Source organism: Bradyrhizobium sp. B097, from assembly GCF_038957035.1.
GTDB lineage: Bacteria > Pseudomonadota > Alphaproteobacteria > Rhizobiales > Xanthobacteraceae > Bradyrhizobium.
The window spans coordinates 2,425,046-2,441,384 of the sequence record NZ_CP152412.1; the positions used below are offsets into that span (position 1 = coordinate 2,425,046).

At 58.3% G+C, this 16,339-nt stretch carries 19 protein-coding genes; 9 read left to right on the plus strand and 10 right to left on the minus strand.

Annotated features, from left to right (window positions below):
- Positions 1-260: 260 nt before the first annotated feature.
- The 3 genes from AAFG07_RS11260 to AAFG07_RS11270 all read right to left on the minus strand — a co-directional run bounded on the left by AAFG07_RS11260 (position 261) and on the right by AAFG07_RS11270 (position 1,985).
- Positions 261-458, minus strand: coding sequence for a hypothetical protein (locus tag AAFG07_RS11260; RefSeq protein WP_342727324.1), 198 nt, complete (start codon positions 456-458; stop codon positions 261-263).
- Between the two features lie 693 nt (positions 459-1,151).
- The gene (locus tag AAFG07_RS11265; protein WP_342727325.1) at positions 1,152-1,334 is read right to left on the minus strand and encodes a hypothetical protein; all 183 of its coding nucleotides are present in this window, start codon (positions 1,332-1,334) and stop codon (positions 1,152-1,154) included.
- A gap of 453 nt (positions 1,335-1,787) precedes the next feature.
- Entirely contained in the window at positions 1,788-1,985 is a 198-nt protein-coding gene (locus tag AAFG07_RS11270) for a hypothetical protein (protein ID WP_342727326.1), read from the minus strand.
- Positions 1,986-2,134: 149 nt separating this feature from the next.
- On the opposite strand from AAFG07_RS11270, the gene AAFG07_RS11275 reads away from it, so the two are divergent.
- Complete coding sequence (locus tag AAFG07_RS11275; protein ID WP_342727327.1) at positions 2,135-2,485, plus strand: hypothetical protein; 351 nt, start codon at positions 2,135-2,137, stop codon at positions 2,483-2,485.
- A gap of 63 nt (positions 2,486-2,548) precedes the next feature.
- On the plus strand, positions 2,549-2,992 hold the full coding sequence (locus tag AAFG07_RS11280; protein WP_342727328.1) for a hypothetical protein: 444 nt from the start codon (positions 2,549-2,551) through the stop codon (positions 2,990-2,992).
- A gap of 262 nt (positions 2,993-3,254) precedes the next feature.
- Here the strand turns inward: AAFG07_RS11280 and AAFG07_RS11285 are convergent, their stop codons facing one another.
- Both AAFG07_RS11285 and AAFG07_RS11290 read right to left on the minus strand, forming a co-directional pair.
- A complete protein-coding gene (locus tag AAFG07_RS11285) occupies positions 3,255-3,431 on the minus strand; it encodes a hypothetical protein (protein WP_342727329.1) in 177 nt (58 codons plus the stop codon).
- A gap of 2 nt (positions 3,432-3,433) precedes the next feature.
- A complete protein-coding gene (locus AAFG07_RS11290; RefSeq protein ID WP_342727330.1) occupies positions 3,434-3,943 on the minus strand; it encodes a hypothetical protein in 510 nt (169 codons plus the stop codon).
- A gap of 30 nt (positions 3,944-3,973) precedes the next feature.
- On the opposite strand from AAFG07_RS11290, the gene AAFG07_RS11295 reads away from it, so the two are divergent.
- The 3 genes from AAFG07_RS11295 to AAFG07_RS11305 all read left to right on the plus strand — a co-directional run bounded on the left by AAFG07_RS11295 (position 3,974) and on the right by AAFG07_RS11305 (position 5,293).
- Entirely contained in the window at positions 3,974-4,285 is a 312-nt protein-coding gene (locus tag AAFG07_RS11295) for a hypothetical protein (protein ID WP_342727331.1), read from the plus strand.
- Positions 4,286-4,485: 200 nt separating this feature from the next.
- Entirely contained in the window at positions 4,486-4,686 is a 201-nt protein-coding gene (locus tag AAFG07_RS11300) for a hypothetical protein (protein WP_342727332.1), read from the plus strand.
- Positions 4,687-4,954: 268 nt separating this feature from the next.
- Positions 4,955-5,293, plus strand: a complete 339-nt coding sequence (locus AAFG07_RS11305) for a hypothetical protein (RefSeq protein ID WP_342727333.1) — start codon at positions 4,955-4,957, stop codon at positions 5,291-5,293.
- A 33-nt stretch (positions 5,294-5,326) separates the two neighbouring features.
- On the opposite strand, the gene AAFG07_RS11310 is transcribed toward AAFG07_RS11305, so the two are convergent.
- The 3 genes from AAFG07_RS11310 to AAFG07_RS11320 all read right to left on the minus strand — a co-directional run bounded on the left by AAFG07_RS11310 (position 5,327) and on the right by AAFG07_RS11320 (position 6,569).
- Positions 5,327-5,503: a hypothetical protein gene (locus tag AAFG07_RS11310; protein WP_342727334.1), complete on the minus strand. Its 177-nt coding sequence runs from the start codon at positions 5,501-5,503 to the stop codon at positions 5,327-5,329.
- A gap of 407 nt (positions 5,504-5,910) precedes the next feature.
- Positions 5,911-6,243 (minus strand): hypothetical protein, encoded by a 333-nt coding sequence (locus AAFG07_RS11315; RefSeq protein WP_342727335.1) that lies wholly within the window; start codon positions 6,241-6,243, stop codon positions 5,911-5,913.
- A gap of 2 nt (positions 6,244-6,245) precedes the next feature.
- The gene (locus tag AAFG07_RS11320; RefSeq protein WP_342727336.1) at positions 6,246-6,569 is read right to left on the minus strand and encodes an excisionase; all 324 of its coding nucleotides are present in this window, start codon (positions 6,567-6,569) and stop codon (positions 6,246-6,248) included.
- 181 nt (positions 6,570-6,750) lie between these two features.
- Here AAFG07_RS11320 and AAFG07_RS11325 point away from each other — a divergent pair, with 181 nt between their 5' ends.
- Positions 6,751-7,173, plus strand: a complete 423-nt coding sequence (locus AAFG07_RS11325) for a hypothetical protein (protein WP_342727337.1) — start codon at positions 6,751-6,753, stop codon at positions 7,171-7,173.
- A 467-nt stretch (positions 7,174-7,640) separates the two neighbouring features.
- Here the strand turns inward: AAFG07_RS11325 and AAFG07_RS11330 are convergent, their stop codons facing one another.
- Together AAFG07_RS11330 and AAFG07_RS11335 are read right to left on the minus strand one after the other, a co-directional pair.
- Entirely contained in the window at positions 7,641-8,495 is an 855-nt protein-coding gene (locus AAFG07_RS11330) for an SPASM domain-containing protein (protein WP_342727338.1), read from the minus strand.
- Between the two features lie 163 nt (positions 8,496-8,658).
- The gene (locus tag AAFG07_RS11335) at positions 8,659-10,131 is read right to left on the minus strand and encodes a hypothetical protein (RefSeq protein WP_342727339.1); all 1,473 of its coding nucleotides are present in this window, start codon (positions 10,129-10,131) and stop codon (positions 8,659-8,661) included.
- Positions 10,132-10,446: 315 nt separating this feature from the next.
- Between AAFG07_RS11335 and AAFG07_RS11340 the strand changes: the two genes are divergently transcribed.
- From AAFG07_RS11340 to AAFG07_RS11350, 3 genes are all read left to right on the plus strand, one after another.
- Positions 10,447-11,460 (plus strand): glycosyltransferase family A protein, encoded by a 1,014-nt coding sequence (locus tag AAFG07_RS11340; RefSeq protein ID WP_342727340.1) that lies wholly within the window; start codon positions 10,447-10,449, stop codon positions 11,458-11,460.
- A gap of 219 nt (positions 11,461-11,679) precedes the next feature.
- A complete protein-coding gene (locus tag AAFG07_RS11345) occupies positions 11,680-12,885 on the plus strand; it encodes an MFS transporter (RefSeq protein WP_342727341.1) in 1,206 nt (401 codons plus the stop codon).
- A gap of 350 nt (positions 12,886-13,235) precedes the next feature.
- On the plus strand, positions 13,236-15,905 hold the full coding sequence (locus tag AAFG07_RS11350) for a valine--tRNA ligase (protein WP_342727342.1): 2,670 nt from the start codon (positions 13,236-13,238) through the stop codon (positions 15,903-15,905).
- The last annotated feature ends 434 nt before the right edge of the window (positions 15,906-16,339 follow it).

Genomic DNA, 16,339 nt, shown 5'->3' on the forward strand with positions numbered 1-16,339 from the left:
GAGAACCTCACCTCTTTGAAGATTTTGGGACGCGTTTGCCAGCCAATCGTCGCGGGCACCGACGATCCCGACGCTGCACCAGAGTCGCGGCCCGCTGGATCACACCGGCGGGCTCAACGCGGGTTAGCCTACAGGGGGCGTGAGCCCAGACGACGGTGACGAAGGATCCTGCAAAATCCTGACATGTGGGAGTCAGCACAAAGCGTACCGTGGTTCATATCTCAAGCGGATGACTAGCTCGGGATTACGTCTGGGCGCCTTTATGCGAACAGATGATCTGTCGCGGGCGTTTCTCCGCGACTCATAAACTTGAGCATCTCGATCGCGAAACGCTCTTCGGATAGGCGCCGTTCGATGAAGTGAGTCTCGACGTCGCTAAGTTTGGTACGCAGCAACCCTTGGTAACGCTCGATGTTTTGCTCGTGCACGCGCAGCATCGCAATCTTTCGCTCTTCCATGTACGCCCCCTATGTTATCGGAGGTGCTTTCGCGCCGGTACCGTCACCGATTACATGCAAGAATCTACGCCACGATGACGGTCACTTCGCCGCGACCGTCAAATTCGGAGTATGTCTTTCGCCAAATGAGGCGGCCCCAACGACCTTGTGTGTGGGGGACCTGTAAGGTCGGTCACCGGGGCCACCTGGCCAGTCCCGCGTCAGTCGAGATTGGTCGACCTAATCGCACACCCGAACCGCAGCTAAGGCAAGCGCGAACTGAACAACATCGGGAAGAAATGGCAATTTGTTTGGACGCGATTCACTTATGCTCGCTGACGGGCGCGTGCCTCAGCGGGGTGATACTCAGTCGCCGTTTTTCTGTTGCGGGAGCAAGTGGCAATTCACGCCGCGCTGGGGCCGTTTATTTTTGAGCGGGCACTTTCTGCAGATATCAAGGACGTTTGTGGGGCGATCAATTTCTAACAGGAACGAAGGGCGTTCGGAGGCGCTTGTTGCATATCCGGTGCACATCAAACCCTCCCGTTCACCAAGGCGGAAGCGCGCAGCGCCTCTCAGTCACCGATAGCGGCCGGACCATTTCGTGGATCGACGCCGGTGCATGGGCCAGATGATGGCGCGGATCGCGTGCGAACAGAAGCCGCTAGGAATCGGTCGCCTATGGGCGGCGATCACCAATGGCGGGTCAATCGTCTAGCGCGGTTGGTCCGGATTTTCCTTCCACGTCGTCGAGTGCTCAGAAATCCACTTGGCCGCGTCGTGCTCCGTAACAAAACCCTTGATGACTTCTGTTTCGCCATCGGGCCATAGAATATCGATCCTCCAGCCGGTGCCGGGATTCTTGCAAGCCATGAAAGCTGGTCGCTGCTCGATCATCGGGGGACTATGCGCCGACGGTGGCCGGCTACAAGCCAGTGATCCTGCCACACTTCGCTTTCTGGCCCCGCAATCCTATTGGCGCTGAAATCCCGATCGACGCCGATCCTTTCCGTGATCGGGAGCTCCGGTAGTCATCCCTCGATAATGAGGCGACCCAGGAACGCATTGCAGGCCCGCTCGGCTTCAGCGAACGTGCTGAAGGGCGATCCGGACACTTGAGCCGCGGGCATATTCAGAAAGTCTGGGCGATATGACGCAACAAAACCGGGCTCTCCATGTAGGCCAGGTCCACTTCGGCTCTCGCTGCTGATAACGAATGAATAGTCGTCGCTGCTTGCGATCCAAATTTCCAGATCCTCAGCAGTATCCACGCGGCGAAAGTGCAGGGCCATTTCACCCTCCACCAGGCAGAGGTCCAGGCTTGGTCCTCCGCGGTCATCCAGATGACGCTTAACCTGCTTTTGTGCGGTTGGCCGCTTCAGCCTCCCGCGCCAGCCGCTCCACCTTTAGGCGCTCTCGATTGTCGTGGAGTGCTTTTTGCGCTTTCGCGTATTCGGTCATAGTTTCCTTCGTCCTGACCGCTTTAAATATCTTATGGGCTTCGCGTTCTGCAGCTGTCGACGCCCGGCGGTTTCGGTCGTTAATCATTGGTTGACCTCCCATTTGGGCTCGATGAGCTAACGCATAGATATGGCTTTCGATCCTGTCGGCTAGCGGGCAACTCGAGGTCTCCGGTTGCTGTCCACGACTACGAAACCGACCTCGTCCATTATGCCTATGCCCCATTTGGGCTCGAAGTGACCGCCAACGGCACGATCCTGATCGCTACCAAGCCAAGCGGTGGTGTGCCAGCGGCGGGGCGAATCTATTATTCGAGCGTCAGCGCGCCAAGCACGATTTCCTCGATCGATACCACCATCAAGTCCGGGTACTCCACCTGCCTGGCCGACGTTGCCTATTTCCTCGAGGAGGAGGACGGGAACGGTATTGCCAACCGCAGGAGCCAGGTTGCGGTCGTCGATTGCTCCGGCACACCAAGCGTGACACTGGTAGACCTTGCCACGCAGGAGGCCACCATCGTGTGTATCGCGCAGGGCGGACCTCCGGCCAAAATCTGGAACTCAGGCTCACACATCTTCGTGCTGTGAAATTCGACCAACAACAACACGACGGATCAGAACGAACACCAGTATCTCGGCCGCTTTGACCCCGTGGCGCTGGACGCTGCGGGCGGCAAATTCTTCTCTGAATTCATCTACGCCGAATGGGAGTATTTCTGCGAAAACGCGCGCTATTTCGGTGGCAAAAACTACATTATCATGTTGCAGCCGGGCAATTCTGACGGGCGCCTGCTCGTGATCGACGAGGATCTATCACCGGCCAGCGCGACGCTACTCCCGCTTGGCACGTTCCCCGTGCGGACCAACGACGATTGTGCCTCGGCCCTCAGTATCAACCTCGGCGAGATCAAGACGGGCAACCTATTCTACGGATCGACCGAGCCCAGCGAGCCGCGGCCCACCTGGCTGTCCTCCAGTGATGTCCGCAACAATGGCCATTCTGTCTGGTACAGTTTTGTCGCGCCCGCAACGACGACCTACACTCTTTCGGTCTCGGATTTGTCCGGCAATTCAACATTCAGCGTCGACGCCTAATACTGGGACGCCGCTCGGCTCGCTCACGCATGAAGCGGGTGCCGGAGCGACCTTCACATCTTCGCCATTGACGTCTCGCTCTCCGCCACGGCTGGGATCACCTACATGCTGTCGGTTCACCGTGAAGGCGGATCGTGGAGCGAAACCGAGGGCAGTTGCAGGCTTACGATAACCTAGCGCGGGATTCATCAGGTCGTGCGTGCAAATCCGGAGGGCAGTGCAAGGAGCGTTATGATGCCGAGACTGTTAATCTCCGCGTCACTTACGCCCCTTGCTTCCCCTTCGGGGGTTTTGCTGGGGCTGCCGGTCGGCTTCCTTGGGTCGGCTGCACCGGGGGCATCGGCACCTTGACCGGTTTCGGCGGCAGAATGGAGCCCTGGTTAATCCGATGACCGGCTAAATCGGGACCGATATTGATCGTCTTCTTCTCATCGCTCATTTTTAGACCTCTTCGCTTTGGTTTTGATAGATCGAAAAATATGCCTGAACCTCTTCGTCAGCTTGCTTCTCGAGGCGTTTATTTACCGGCAGCCCAGCTGCTGGAAATGCCTTCTGTAATGCGGCGGAAATTCTCTTCTTAAAAGCAAAGCGGAGATCGTGGATGTCTTCGTCATACACGAGCCCCTTGGATACGCGATACCAATTGTCCTCTGCCGCTAGACTTATTGCGTTCAAATCTTGAGACAGTCCCGCGAGTGCTCGCAAGCGAGTCTTGTAGGGTAGATACTCTTTCACCACCTGCAGAACCTGCGACCCGGCGACGATAAAGGCCCAAACGAAGGAATAATCCTTGAAAATGGCCCAACCGCCGATCGACGAACTTGCTGCGATTGCAAGCGTGGCCTTGATGGTGCGATCAATCGTTTCGGTTCTTCCGAGGCAAAGGTCAATGTAACGGGCGTCACGCTTGAGCGTCACCAACTCCTGCCAATAAATGCGTTGCATGTCCATGAGTGAACTTTCTACCTCCGCTCGGATAGTATGAGTCTGCATCTTTCCGGATCGGGATTGCTGGTCCGGCAGATCTCCCTCATTTTTTCGATGCTACAGTTCATCGAAATCGTGCTCGCCTCGATCTGGCTGCTTGCGATCTTAAGCGTTTTGGACGAAAGGCATGTGGCCCGTATATCCGCCGAAACCATTCTTCGAATTGACGGTGCCGCAGTCGCCGCGGCTAGTGCCGCTGCTGATAATCACGTCATCGCCGAAACGCGCGGAATCTGGCTCTCGCAGTCGCCTTACGATTTCGCTGTGGGCGGTCGCAATAAGGGCCGCGGTTGGATCTTTTTCTGATGACAAAAGATGGGGCAGTATGAAAACGGCCACAATGCCCGCGGCAAGCCCAAGGCAGCAATTGCCCGAGATCGGCTCATTGAAAATGCCCCATAAATAAAGCGAGCAGCCTACTGCAACTTGGGCGGGCAGGGAAGTGACGGCCGCGCCTCGGAGGCTGCCCAGTAGTTCTACGGTATCCGACGTTCACGCAATACGGCGTGCAGGTCCGCTACGAGTTTCATCAGGAGATCGCGTACCGATCGATTATGACGATCGAAAGCGATCTCATTCCGGAAACCGCAGGTCCTTGGGTGATTATCCGCATCGACTATAGCCTCCAAGCGAACACGCCGCACGGTGACTGGTTCGCGATTCTCGACGGCACCAATCTCGGCGCACCGGTGTTGCCGATACCGTAACGCGAATTCTGAATATGGAGCGCGCTGGCTTGCACAGACCACCGCGCTTCATCCTCGGCGTAGTCATCTTGGCGTCGGGGCCGCCCAGCTGGAGGTGATGGAATTAACAACACCAGCAGTGCGAGTCGCGATTTCCATTTCGCGGTGATCGCGCCAGTGCCACAAGCCCGTCGCCGCGGATATACCGGCGGCGGGCTCGTTCTAACTTTGTCAGTTGCCTGCGCCACCACAGCCTGCCAAGACGAGCGGTCACCTTCGGGAAATTGCAATGTGGAACGGGATCGCAGCGTGGGGAACGCTCATCGAGTTTATTGGCTTCGTGACGCTCGGTTACGAGGTGTGGCAGACAACCAAAATCACGACTATTGAAGCCGTTGATATCGCGCAAACGAAGACGGCGTTCGAGCAACTGATCATTTCGGACGGCCCCGAGGGGCGCGTCGATATTACAGGTGGCGTGCTCGGCAAGCAGATCGATGCCCGCCGGAAAGCCGTCGACGAACTGCGGGAGCGGATGACCCTCATCGTGCGCGGGCTGGTCATCAGCGCAGCCGGCGCCGCCCTTCAGGTGGTTGGCAACTTCGGCCAAGCGATGAACGCTAATTGAAAGCGCTCGAAGGTGCCGGCCGCAGTAGCCGGCTTAGTCGGGGAAACGGAGCGCCTTGCCAACAGCGATACTGAATCTCGCCCGCTCTTCATTGTGCGTGCTCAAGTTGTTCGACAGGCCAATGAGGGAGCTGCCCGCTCCGTGAGGATCATAGCCGAGCTTGCGCAGCACGACCGGGGCAAACCTTTCGCCTTCAGCATAGGCCAGCATCCGCGCGCCCAGCTCTAGTCCGGCTCTTATCCCGCCTGGCCGATACCATGTCGCCGTATCTCTTGCGGCTTCGGTCTTCCAGGGTGACAAATGGCTTCGGCAATTCCGTCTGGACATTGGCGAGGAACAACATTTGACGGCAAACTTCCATTCGTAAATCAAAAAAGGTCCTGATCGGTCGTCCAATAAATTCGGCAGCGAACCAGACCATCACACCGGTCGCTGCCAACCCCAAATAGGAAAGAATCGGGCCCATGATCTCCTCTTGGTGATGCCGTGCCAGCGGTCAAGTGAGCCGCTTCGGAGTTACTGTCGCGTCGGCTTTTCGATCGGACCTCTGTCCTGCTCGATTACCCCAATGATTTGCCCGAGCGATTGCCACACCAGCTTGGCGCCGATCTTGTCCATCACAAACGCGAAGGTTTGGCCGGTTGAGGTGGTGAAATCAAAAACGACGCCGTCTTCGTCGGTCTTCCGACGGCACCTTCTTTGATGTTATAGACACGTCGCGGATTGCCGCCGGCGTTGCGCCGGCGCTCGCATTCGCCGGCGATGTTCATCAGCGTAGGCATCATCTTGTCCAGAACATCAGCTGCAAGTTGGATGGGAAGTTCTGTCGTCAGGTCCTTGCCGACGAAAACGATCCGGGCAAAGTTGCCGTCGTTGCTGGCACCGATATCCTTGAAACCGAATGCTCTCGGCTCACCACGAGTGTTGATCCGCTTGCGGTCAAAGGCCATCGCTATTTCCTCTTTTCTTTCGACAGGCGCTTTCTCAGCGTTTCGATGGTCGCTCTGCACGCGGCCGGTGCCGATTCTCCGCTGTCCACGGTGACAGGCGCCGAGCTTTGCAGCTTCGCCGAAGGGATCTGACACAGCCTCCGCATTTCACGAATGGCGGCGAGCGTGGTGACATCCTTGCGGGCGATCCGCCAGATCTCAAGGCGTCCTCGCGACGCTTCCAGCCGGAGCCCGCTCACCGTCATGCCGCCACCATGGAACGCCAGCTCGGCGGCCACCGCAAGGCGCAGCGGTGTGTCGTCGGTGATAGAAGCGTCGTCGCTCACGACCTGTCACGAAGGCGATCGGCCTCATCAGGATGTTCGGTCCAGCGCGCGGCATACGCGTCCTTCGGCGCGCGCCGGACGAGCTCGAGACGAGCCGTCGACACTCCACGCCTGGCCGTTCGCACGTCAAAGTTGGTGCAAAACGTACGACCACAGCGGCAAAGTCAAGAAAGAGAGGGATATGCCGAGACCGACCATCAGAGACACCAAAGGTGGGTTGAGGCCATGCTGCACGGCGACGATCGCACCGCCAATTTGCGGACCCATTGCCGCCTCGAACAGTGTCACTCGCGTCGTTTCTTCGGGCGTAGACCAGCGCAAGCGCGGCCGGCGCAAGAGGCAGCTTGAAGCCACGGCCAGTCGCCAATGCGGTCCTAAGTCCGCCAGCTTGATCGAACCTGAGTTGCAGCCCGACCGAGACCAGCGCCAGCGGCGCGAGCGTGTCACCGAAACGCTTCAATACGTCGCCAAGCCAGCCGGGAAACTCAAACGGCATAAGAGCAAAAGCGACGGTCAAAGCGATCAGCGGCGGGACGCGGATAATCCGCTTGACGATCTCACGGTAGCGGTCGAAGTGTCGTCCAAGCGTGGTTACGAAGGATAGTTGGCTACCGCCGAGGGTGTAGCGCAGCCTGCGCTGCAACTATGCGCATCGTATACGAGCGAGCGGTTGGCCGCTCGAGAACACAATCAGCATTTTGATTGACAGGCGGTCAAACTTAGGGAACCTGAACTGTGGGACAAGAGAATCAAGCCGTCCGCTTTTGAGGCAACGTATTCCTCGGGTGGTATCTAGCTGCGTATCAGCGATGGGTTGCGACGGACAAAGTCGCGGCGCACAGTATCGTTCTCGCCCTTCTCTCGGTCATTGGTCTTCTAACCGGATTTCTCGTCTATTGGTTGGAGCACGTTCGATCGATGAGGAGCGAAAACCGGTCCTAAGTCTCAATCGTGGACCTGCCAGAGCCGTCCGCGTTCTCCTTGCTGATCGCGACGAAGATTGCGGTCGCTTAGCTTATCGAAAGGTTGTCCCGCGAGCAACCGATAAGGGATTCTCAACGTTCGCTGTTGTCAAGATCCGTGGCCCTGCAACTTTGGCGTGGCCCGCTCACAGATCCTGCAAAGCAAGGAGCCGCTCGCGCCATTCATGCGGTCGACGACTTGGCGAAAACTTGGCCCCTCGAACAGATCCTCGTATTCGTCGCGCAGCAGGTTTCCCAGAACGTGGCGTCTCTCGAAATCCATGCAGCAGAGTGTCACGTCGCCGTTTGGCAGAAGGACATTGCGATACTCTCGCTTTTCGGTACATGCGAGAGGCCCCCGGATTGGCGGCCGTGGCTTTGCGATTTTGGGATCGACGCTTCCTGCCCGGCTGATCAATGATCGTGAGCGAACGAGCGCTTCGGCGGGGATAATAGGGGCGAGATCGGGGTGAATATCACCCAAGACCAGGAACCGAATCGAGGGAATATCGGCGTTGATCAATTGACGCATCAAGTTGAGATACGGCTTCGTCACCAAGCGGCTATTCATGTATTGGCCGCTATCGAAAACATGGACCATGAAAGCTCTAAAGCGCAGCGCTTGTAAACGTCGCAGCTCGTGCTCGTCCATTCCAATGAGTGTCGTGTAAATCCGGATGCCGTGGCCGCGCGTGTAAGCGTGCTCGACCATTTCGGTGCAATCCCGATTGAGCCAAGGCTCGGAGTAGCCAGAAAAATGTATGTCGACGTCTTTGGGTACACGCGAGAGACATTGCTTGAATTCTTCAAGCCCAAGATCGCCGGCGTCGGACACGGTTCTTTGGCGCTCGGCAAACTTCTGCTGCGGGCAATATGCGCACCTGATAATGCAGTTGGTGGCCGTCGTTATCTCTAAGACCCTGCCGCGGGGAATATACGAGCTGGATGGATGTGAAGCGTCCATTTTCGTGCTTCTCTTTGCGGCGCGCCAAAGCGGAGGTCAGCCACTTTGGGAGCATGGCGCGCCTACGCTTGTGTACGCCTTTGAATACGCCACATATGGCGATGCGCAATTGTGAGTCGATTGGGCGTTCCCTGACCTTTGAACTCTCGCTCCATCCGATCGCTTACCGATACGCCGCGAACTGCATCTCGCGATCGTCGTGGACGACGGCGTTCGAAATATGCGCTGTCGGTGGCCAGTCGGGCTCCGGGAAATCAAATTCGATCTCAACTGTTTCCCCGTTGCTCTGGATCATGCGCGCCAACGCGCCGGTCACGGCAGCTGTGGGTAAGTGAGACTCCAAGTCGCTGTAGGTCTTTTTTCCGTCGATCCAATCGCGAAACAGCGTGGATTCAGCCGCATACGAGAAGGAATTGCCGTAAGGTTGCGTGATGCGCTCCTCGGTCGTGAATTCCTGCGTACCGGTCACGAGCGCATTCGACCGTGACGTCACGATCCCAATATTCCTCCCTCGTAAGTCCGCTTGGCCTTTCCGCGACGAAATGGGGATCTTCGTCACATGCCCGTTCATGGCGACAAGAGTTCCTAGGCGGACATCGACATCTGTGCAGTGTAGTCTGCCATTGATGTTGTAGGGCACCTCCGGGAACGCGCCCCATGACCGCATACCCGGCGTGGTCTGCTCGAGAGCGATGGTTCCCAGGCACAATGTTACCTGGCTTCGCCGAAAGCAGAGCGCAAACGATGCCACGATATCGGTCTCGCCATAAGGAAGTCCTGAATCGAAGCTCGCCATGTGTTCCAGATAGTTGTCGAGACGGCTCAATACGCCGAGAGGTAACCGCTTCTCTTGATCCTTTGGAAACGCAGAGAAGCCGGTGATGCGGAGGCAGAGTTCATCCTCTGCGTATATCCGACGGTTCATTTGGAGGAGCCGGGTTATGAGATCAACATAGTGGTAGGCGCCGTGCATGAGCATGCCATAGCCGTATTTATAGGGATGATCCTCTCTAAGCGCGTATTCATAGGGAAGATTCCAGACCCCGGAAGCGGTCTTCAGGTTGATCGATGTGATCGGAACGTTCAACTTCTTCATCATCACTGCAATTTGGGAACGAATGCGGTTTTCATAGATCTCGTGATGACGGTCCAGCACGATCAGGCTATGTTGGCCTCTGGCTCGGTCGGTGCATTCGAGTAGGTTCTTGGTGCGTTGATAGATCGAGCCGCCGTCGAACACGCCATCCCGCATCGGTACCAATAACGGCTTCGTCGTCAGCGTGTCGTAACCCTCCAGCATGCAATGACGCAAATAGCTCTCATGTGCCTGGGGCTCTGTTGCGATCACGATCTTTAGAGGACCGTTGCTGTCTGTGGCGCGGTTCCTAAGGAATGGAGCAATATAGATTAAGGACGCTTCGGGATCGTCAAGCAGGAGCCGATCGGGGATGAACACAGTATGGGTTGGCTGCGCGGGCAGGCCGGCCAGTCTACGCAGGACGGTTTCTCGTTGAGATTCGAGATCGACAACGGAATACCCCCCAATCGCGCCTAGTTGCATTGCGGCACGGATGCATCGCGAGTATTTGTAGCCCGAGACGGGGCCAAAACCCACGATTACAAGATGGCGGGACATCAACAAGGGCCCGTTGAACCGAGATCTGCTCGCGTCATTCGTGGTTCAGGAGACGCCATGCCGCGAGGTGGCAACAGATATGGCGCGCAAACGGCAATCCGCAATGCATGATGAGCACCGTCGACTTCGTAATTCGTTGCATGTGTCATCCATTGTAGCGGCGGAAGCCCTCGTCCGAGATGGGCCGCGCAGTGTTGCTCATCGGACTCTCAGTGCTTTCATGGATCCGGTTATGCAATAAGAGTCTCTTGGGGCTCCCTTGTCCAGCTACCAAGAACAGCAGCTTGTGTGCGCCGTGCGCCTGTCCGACTGTCGATGCTGAACATCGTGTCGCAGACCAGAACTGGAATCGTCCACGCTGGATCACGGATCGATCTCGTCCCGGCCGCTATTGGAGTTGCATTGTTCCAACTATACCCTGATGGCGTCACGATAGCGGTCGCGTGTTACAACGCCGGCTCCTATTTGGCCGAGTGCATCGCATCCATTCTTGATCAGCCATTTCAATTGCCACATGAAGTGATTGTCATAAACGACGGCAGTGACGATCCGACGACTTTGCGGATCGTCAGGCGCTTTGAAGACAACAAGGCGATACGTGTCATTCATCACGATCGAAACGTGGGTCTGCCGTCGGCGCGCAACTCCGGTCTGTTTGCCGCGCGTTGTGATTATGCGATGTTCGTCGATGCCGATGATTGTCTGAACACGGCGGCGACCGTGTTGAAGGAGGGATCTTACCTCGATCGCGCAGTGACGGCGTTGCAATCCAACCCCGCGCTCGCCTTCACCCATTGTGCAACCCTCATGTTTGGAGATTGCTGCGGCTTCACGAGCTCTGCCTATCCGCTAACCGAGGAACTGGTCGCGGCCAAGCATCATGTCCCGGCGTCGATCGTCTTTCGAACCGAGGATGCCATCGAACTCGGTGGGTTTAAGCCGAACATAGTCAAATGGACTGACTGGAGCTTCGGGGCATCGCTCCTTTCGCATCGGCTAAGCAAGGGGTTGACCAACGAAATCGCTTACTTCGCCACTCCCTACTATCTGTACCGCACTTATCAGGCATCCCATAGGGTATCCCAACAATCCGTCTCGGAGCTCGAGATGATTCGAAGAACAGTCGAGAGTTTCCGGCCGCTATTTACCAAATACTACCCCGGTTTGGACGATACAGAGGTGAGCGAGCGCGTTTGGGCGGCGAAGCCCTCCCTGCTTGAATGTCTCGCCCATATGGCCAAATCGGACTTGGCTCGCGCGATCCAGCTCATCCGTGAGCGCGATCTCGATCGTCTGGCCGGCGACCGCAGTAGCGCGCTTGCCCCGTGAGTGTGGCGAGGAAGCGAAGAGCGATTGTCGCATCGGCGGTCGCGTGTCGGTTCAGTCATCGCGTTGTGGTCGATTCACGATCGACATTCGGGGGCTCGCTCGCAAGGCAGGTTCTGTCATCGACGAGCGGCTCGCTGTTTGGCGTTACATCTGCTATGCATACGCGCTTTGGAACAGAGCCCGGCTCTCACGCTTTGCACGATGACAGAATCAACGTTCATGAAGACCTCGGGCGCCAGACTGGCGCTCCTGTTATATTTGTACGTCTCCTTCATGCTTGTCGGAGCGGGCATCGTCCTTTCGTCCTGGGTTGCCTTTCACTACGGCGGGACTGGGTTTGTTGGCTGGGTCCTCATCTTTACCAGTGGCTCAACTCTCGTTCTGGCGCCGGTCGCTGGCCATATCGTGGACAAGCACGACAAACGCGTCGCTGCGACCGCCGGTCAAGCGTTACGTGCGGCTGGGTTCGTGACGCTCGCCTTGCCGGAGCTGGTCGGCCACGGCATCTCTCCACGCATCGCCTTGATCGCCTCGGGCGCCATCGGAGCGTTCGGGTTTTCTCTGCAGATGGGCGCGATTACCGGGCTGGCGCGGATGAGTGTTACCGCGCAGGACAGACCGAGACTGTCATTTCAGATGTCGCTCGCAAAGCAGATCGGGATCGCGGCCGGCACGGGTCTCGCCGGTCTGTCGATCGACAAATGCGGCTCGTCCGCAACGGCCCTGTTCTTATCGGTGCTGGCGCTGTGCGCGGCCTTATGCCTGGAATTGATGCGTTCCCCTGCGTCGGGTACTCCTGTGGTCACAAGCACGCTTGGACTGTCCGGCGCCTCTCGGCAGGCGCTCGGATATCTTCGGCGCGACGTCGGAGCACTGACGGCGGCGATCGCGGTTGGTCTGGCATTCGCGATCATTCAGACGACGAACCTTTTGCTGCCCGGGTTCGTGGTGAACAGGCTTGGGGGCAGCACCAGTCTGTTTGGAGCCTTGGAGATGATCGCGGCAACAGCGGGATTTGTCGCCGTTGCGATTTCTGCAAGTCCCTCCTCAGCAGAAAGACTGAGGCAAAGGGTTATCCCATTGCTTGTTGCCGCCGGCCTGTCACTTCTCCTGTTCTCATTTGCGAAGCAGAAGGTGGCAGCAATTGCAATCTACGCCTTGGTCGGAGTTCTCTGGAGCCTTTCTCGCGCGGCGGCAGATGCCGCGCTGCTGACAGTCGTGGAGGCGGCATTTATTGGTCGGGTGCAAGCTCTAACAACACTAGTTACCGCAGCCGCCGGCGCGGTCGTCTACAGCCTGCCAACGATATTCGGGAAGCTTACCGAGGCGCAGCTCTATGCGCTGTGCGGCTGTGTGATAGCGGCAAGTGCCGGGAGCCTTCTGCTGTTCGGACGCTCGGCAGGGAAGGGGTGCTGTTCAGAGTAGATCGCTGGAAGACATAGCGACGGGGGCGGCGAGGGTGAAGATCAGATCCGGACATCTCCTTGCAAGCAGGATTAAGAGGTCATCAACGGCATGCATTCAGACGGAGTTGCTCGATCGGTCGCCGATGACAATCGCACGTTGCGCGTCGTGGTCATGTGAGTGGAACTGAAGCGACTTGTATATGCTGCCAAGATGCGCTAGTCGGAAGCATGGATATTCATACACAATGTAACGAAGTTGTAGGCCGTCCTCTCCCGGGGACGTGAGTCGCGGTTACCGAACACCGCCTTCCGATCCTCGCTTTGCGGATGGATCGGGATTCTCCATCTGCGGTAATGATGGAGAAAACCATGCTTGAAAAGACCTTCGATCCCAAGAGCGCCGAGCCCCGCCTGTACTCCAGTTGGGAAGCTTCGGGTGCCTTTGCGCCCACGGGCGATCCGGGCGCGGAACCGTTCTCTATCGTCATGCCGCCGCCGAATGTGACGGGATCGCTGCACATTGGCCATGCGCTCAACGGTACTCTGCAAGATGTGCTGATCCGCTTCGAGCGAATGCGCGGTAAGGCCGCACTCTGGTTGCCGGGCACTGATCACGCCGGTATCGCGACGCAGATGGTCGTCGAGCGCCAACTCGCGCAGGAGGGAAACATCGACCGCCGCGAGATGGGCCGAGAGGCGTTCCTCGCCAAGGTCTGGGAGTGGAAAGCCAAATCCGGCGGCAAGATTGTTCACCAGCTGCGCAAGTTGGGCGCTTCCTGCGACTGGAGCCGGGAACGGTTCACGCTCGACGAGGGCTTCTCGCACGGGGTGCGCAAGGCATTCGTCAGCCTCTACAAGGAAGGCCTGATTTACCGCGACCGGCGCTTGGTGAATTGGGATCCTCAGTTTCAGACGGCCATCTCGGACCTCGAGGTCGAGCAGCGAGAGGTTGACGGACAGCTCTGGCATTTTGCCTATCCGTTGGCAGATGGCTCCGGCGAAATCACTGTTGCCACCACCCGTCCCGAGACCATGCTGGGTGATACTGCCGTGGCAGTGCACCCGGATGACGAGCGCTACAAACATCTCGTCGGAAAGCTGGTCATCCTGCCGATAGTCGAGCGGGTGATTCCGATCGTGGCCGACGCATATGCGGATCCGGAAAAGGGATCTGGCGCGGTCAAAATCACGCCGGCACATGACTTCGATGACTTCGAGGTCGGCAAGCGCCATGGCCTGCCGATGATCAATATTCTCGACGCGTTTGCGCGCATTAACGAGAATGCTCCCCAGGCGTACCACGGGCTCGACCGCTTCGCTGCGCGCAAGAAGGTGATCGAGACCCTTCAAGGGCTCGGTCTGCTGCGCGGAACCGAGAAGGTTCGCCACATGGTGCCCCACGGCGACCGTTCAGGAGTGGTGGTTGAGCCTTTTCTGACCGACCAGTGGTTCGTGAACGCCGAAGTGCTGGCCCAGCCCGCTATCAAGGCCGTGCTCGAAGGCGATACGGTCTTCCTGCCCAAGCCGTGGGAAAAGACCTACCTCGACTGGATGCGCAACATTCAGCCCTGGACCATCTCGCGCCAGCTCTGGTGGGGCCATCGCATTCCGGCTTGGTTCGGCTCGGATGGCACCATCTTCGTCGAGGAAACGGAAGAAAAAGCCAGGGCTCAGGCCCGCGCGCACTACGGCCGCGACGAGCCGCTCACTCAAGATGAGGACGTGCTCGATACCTGGTTCTCCTCAGCGCTATGGCCATTCTCGACCCTCGGTTGGCCCGAAAAAACAACGGATCTAGAGCGCTTCTATCCCACGAACACTCTCATCACAGGTTTCGACATCATACCTTTCTGGGTCGCTCGGATGTTGATGCAAGGCCTGCAGCTGACGGGCGAGGTCCCGTTCAAGCGGGTGTTCATCAACGCGCTTGTGCGCGATGCAAGTGGCGCGAAGATGTCGAAGTCCAAGGGAAACGTGTTGGACCCGCTGGAGCTCGTGGACGAGTTTGGAGCCGACGCCTTGCGCTTCACCTTGACCGCCATGTCGGGAGCTGCACGCGACATCAAGCCCTCGCGGCAGCGCGTTGAAGGCTATCGCAATCTCGGCACCAAGCTATGGAATGCCACGCGTTTCGCCCAGTTGAACGGCTGCGCGCGCGAAGCGGGATTTTCGCCGGATCGGGCGACGATGCCGCTGAACCGCTGGATTGTTGGCGAGACGGTCCATACGGCGAAAGCCGTGACCGACGCGCTAGCGGAGTGCAGCTTCGGTGAGGCTGCGGACGTGCTCTACCGCTTCATCTGGAATGTGTTCTGCGACTGGTACATCGAGCTGATCAAGCCGACGCTGAGCGGTGCAGACATTGCAGCGCGCGACGAGACCCGCGCGGTCACCGCTTGGGTGTTGGACGTCACCTTCAAACTGTTGCATCCGGTCATGCCTTTCCTGACTGAGGAGCTTTGGGCCCAGACGAGCGATCTTGGCGCGCCGCGCGAGCACCAGGGCTTTCTCATGACCGCAGCCTGGCCCCAGCTTGCGGAGAGCCTGATCGATCGGGCTGCCGATGCCGAAATCGGGCTGATCATCGACGCCATTTCAGAAGGCCGATCAGTGCGCCAGGAGCTGAATGTCCCTACCTCAGCGCGTCCGCCGCTTCTGGTCGTCGAGGCCTCCGAGACGCAACGCAAGGCGATGAAGGCCAGCGCGCCGCTCATCGCGCAGCTGCTCCGCGTCTCCGAAGTGCGGTTCGTCAGAGCGGTGCCCGCGGGAGCGATTTCCTATGTGATCGCCGGCGCCACGCTGGCGCTCCCGGTCGCGGAATTCATAGAGCTGACGGCAGAGCGTGAGCGCCTCGCTAAGGAGGTGGCGAGCCTGGGCGTGGAGGCCGACAAGCTTTCCAGGAAGCTCGCCGATGTAGACTTTGTCGTTCGCGCTCCGGAACGGGTCGTTGAGGATACGCGCGAACGTCTCGCGGCGACCGAGGCCGCCAAAAGCAAGCTTGAGGCCGCGCTCGCTCGACTGTTGGACGTCCTCTCCTGACTGGAGGACTCTTTGATCTTCCCCCGAAAAAATGGACAGGGTTAAGCTGCTTTTAGCTCCATCTCGATCGGGCTGACATGGCCGATGGCCGAGTGGCGCCGGGTTCTGTTGTAGAAGCCTTCGATGTATGTCGTGCATGCCCGGTCATCTGGCCGTCTGCGGTGATGTCAGCCACTCGGTCATGTGAGCGGCGGCATCGTCCTGCCGCGCTTTCCTGAGCAAGGCCTCCCGCTCCCGCCATGGCGGAAACTTGCTTCGCTCGCTGGCGTAGTTTCTTGGCTTCCTGAGCAAGGCGTTCTTCAAGGGGGAAAACTTGCCTATGCTGGCGGCGCTTCATGGTCGCTCCACACACAGCGATCCTGCAGGGTACCGAGTCGAAATCCGCGGAAAGCGAAAAAGTCCCCGATGGACGGCCAGCCAGGCACCAGGCGCCC

Excerpts from the sequence above, each read along its gene's own strand:
- AAFG07_RS11260 (WP_342727324.1), bottom strand. The coding sequence starts at position 458 with ATGGAAGAGCGAAAGATTGCGATGCTGCGCGTGCACGAGCAAAACATC.
- AAFG07_RS11265 (WP_342727325.1), bottom strand. The coding sequence starts at position 1,334 with ATGATCGAGCAGCGACCAGCTTTCATGGCTTGCAAGAATCCCGGCACC.
- AAFG07_RS11270 (WP_342727326.1), bottom strand. The coding sequence starts at position 1,985 with ATGATTAACGACCGAAACCGCCGGGCGTCGACAGCTGCAGAACGCGAA.
- AAFG07_RS11285 (WP_342727329.1), bottom strand. The coding sequence starts at position 3,431 with ATGAGCGATGAGAAGAAGACGATCAATATCGGTCCCGATTTAGCCGGT.
- AAFG07_RS11290 (WP_342727330.1), bottom strand. The coding sequence starts at position 3,943 with ATGGACATGCAACGCATTTATTGGCAGGAGTTGGTGACGCTCAAGCGT.
- AAFG07_RS11295 (WP_342727331.1), top strand. The coding sequence starts at position 3,974 with ATGAGTCTGCATCTTTCCGGATCGGGATTGCTGGTCCGGCAGATCTCC.
- AAFG07_RS11305 (WP_342727333.1), top strand. The coding sequence starts at position 4,955 with ATGTGGAACGGGATCGCAGCGTGGGGAACGCTCATCGAGTTTATTGGC.
- AAFG07_RS11310 (WP_342727334.1), bottom strand. The coding sequence starts at position 5,503 with ATGCTGGCCTATGCTGAAGGCGAAAGGTTTGCCCCGGTCGTGCTGCGC.
- AAFG07_RS11315 (WP_342727335.1), bottom strand. The coding sequence starts at position 6,243 with ATGGCCTTTGACCGCAAGCGGATCAACACTCGTGGTGAGCCGAGAGCA.
- AAFG07_RS11325 (WP_342727337.1), top strand. The coding sequence starts at position 6,751 with ATGCCGAGACCGACCATCAGAGACACCAAAGGTGGGTTGAGGCCATGC.
- AAFG07_RS11330 (WP_342727338.1), bottom strand. The coding sequence starts at position 8,495 with ATGGACGCTTCACATCCATCCAGCTCGTATATTCCCCGCGGCAGGGTC.
- AAFG07_RS11335 (WP_342727339.1), bottom strand. The coding sequence starts at position 10,131 with ATGTCCCGCCATCTTGTAATCGTGGGTTTTGGCCCCGTCTCGGGCTAC.
- AAFG07_RS11340 (WP_342727340.1), top strand. The coding sequence starts at position 10,447 with ATGCTGAACATCGTGTCGCAGACCAGAACTGGAATCGTCCACGCTGGA.
- AAFG07_RS11345 (WP_342727341.1), top strand. The coding sequence starts at position 11,680 with ATGAAGACCTCGGGCGCCAGACTGGCGCTCCTGTTATATTTGTACGTC.
- AAFG07_RS11350 (WP_342727342.1), top strand. The coding sequence starts at position 13,236 with ATGCTTGAAAAGACCTTCGATCCCAAGAGCGCCGAGCCCCGCCTGTAC.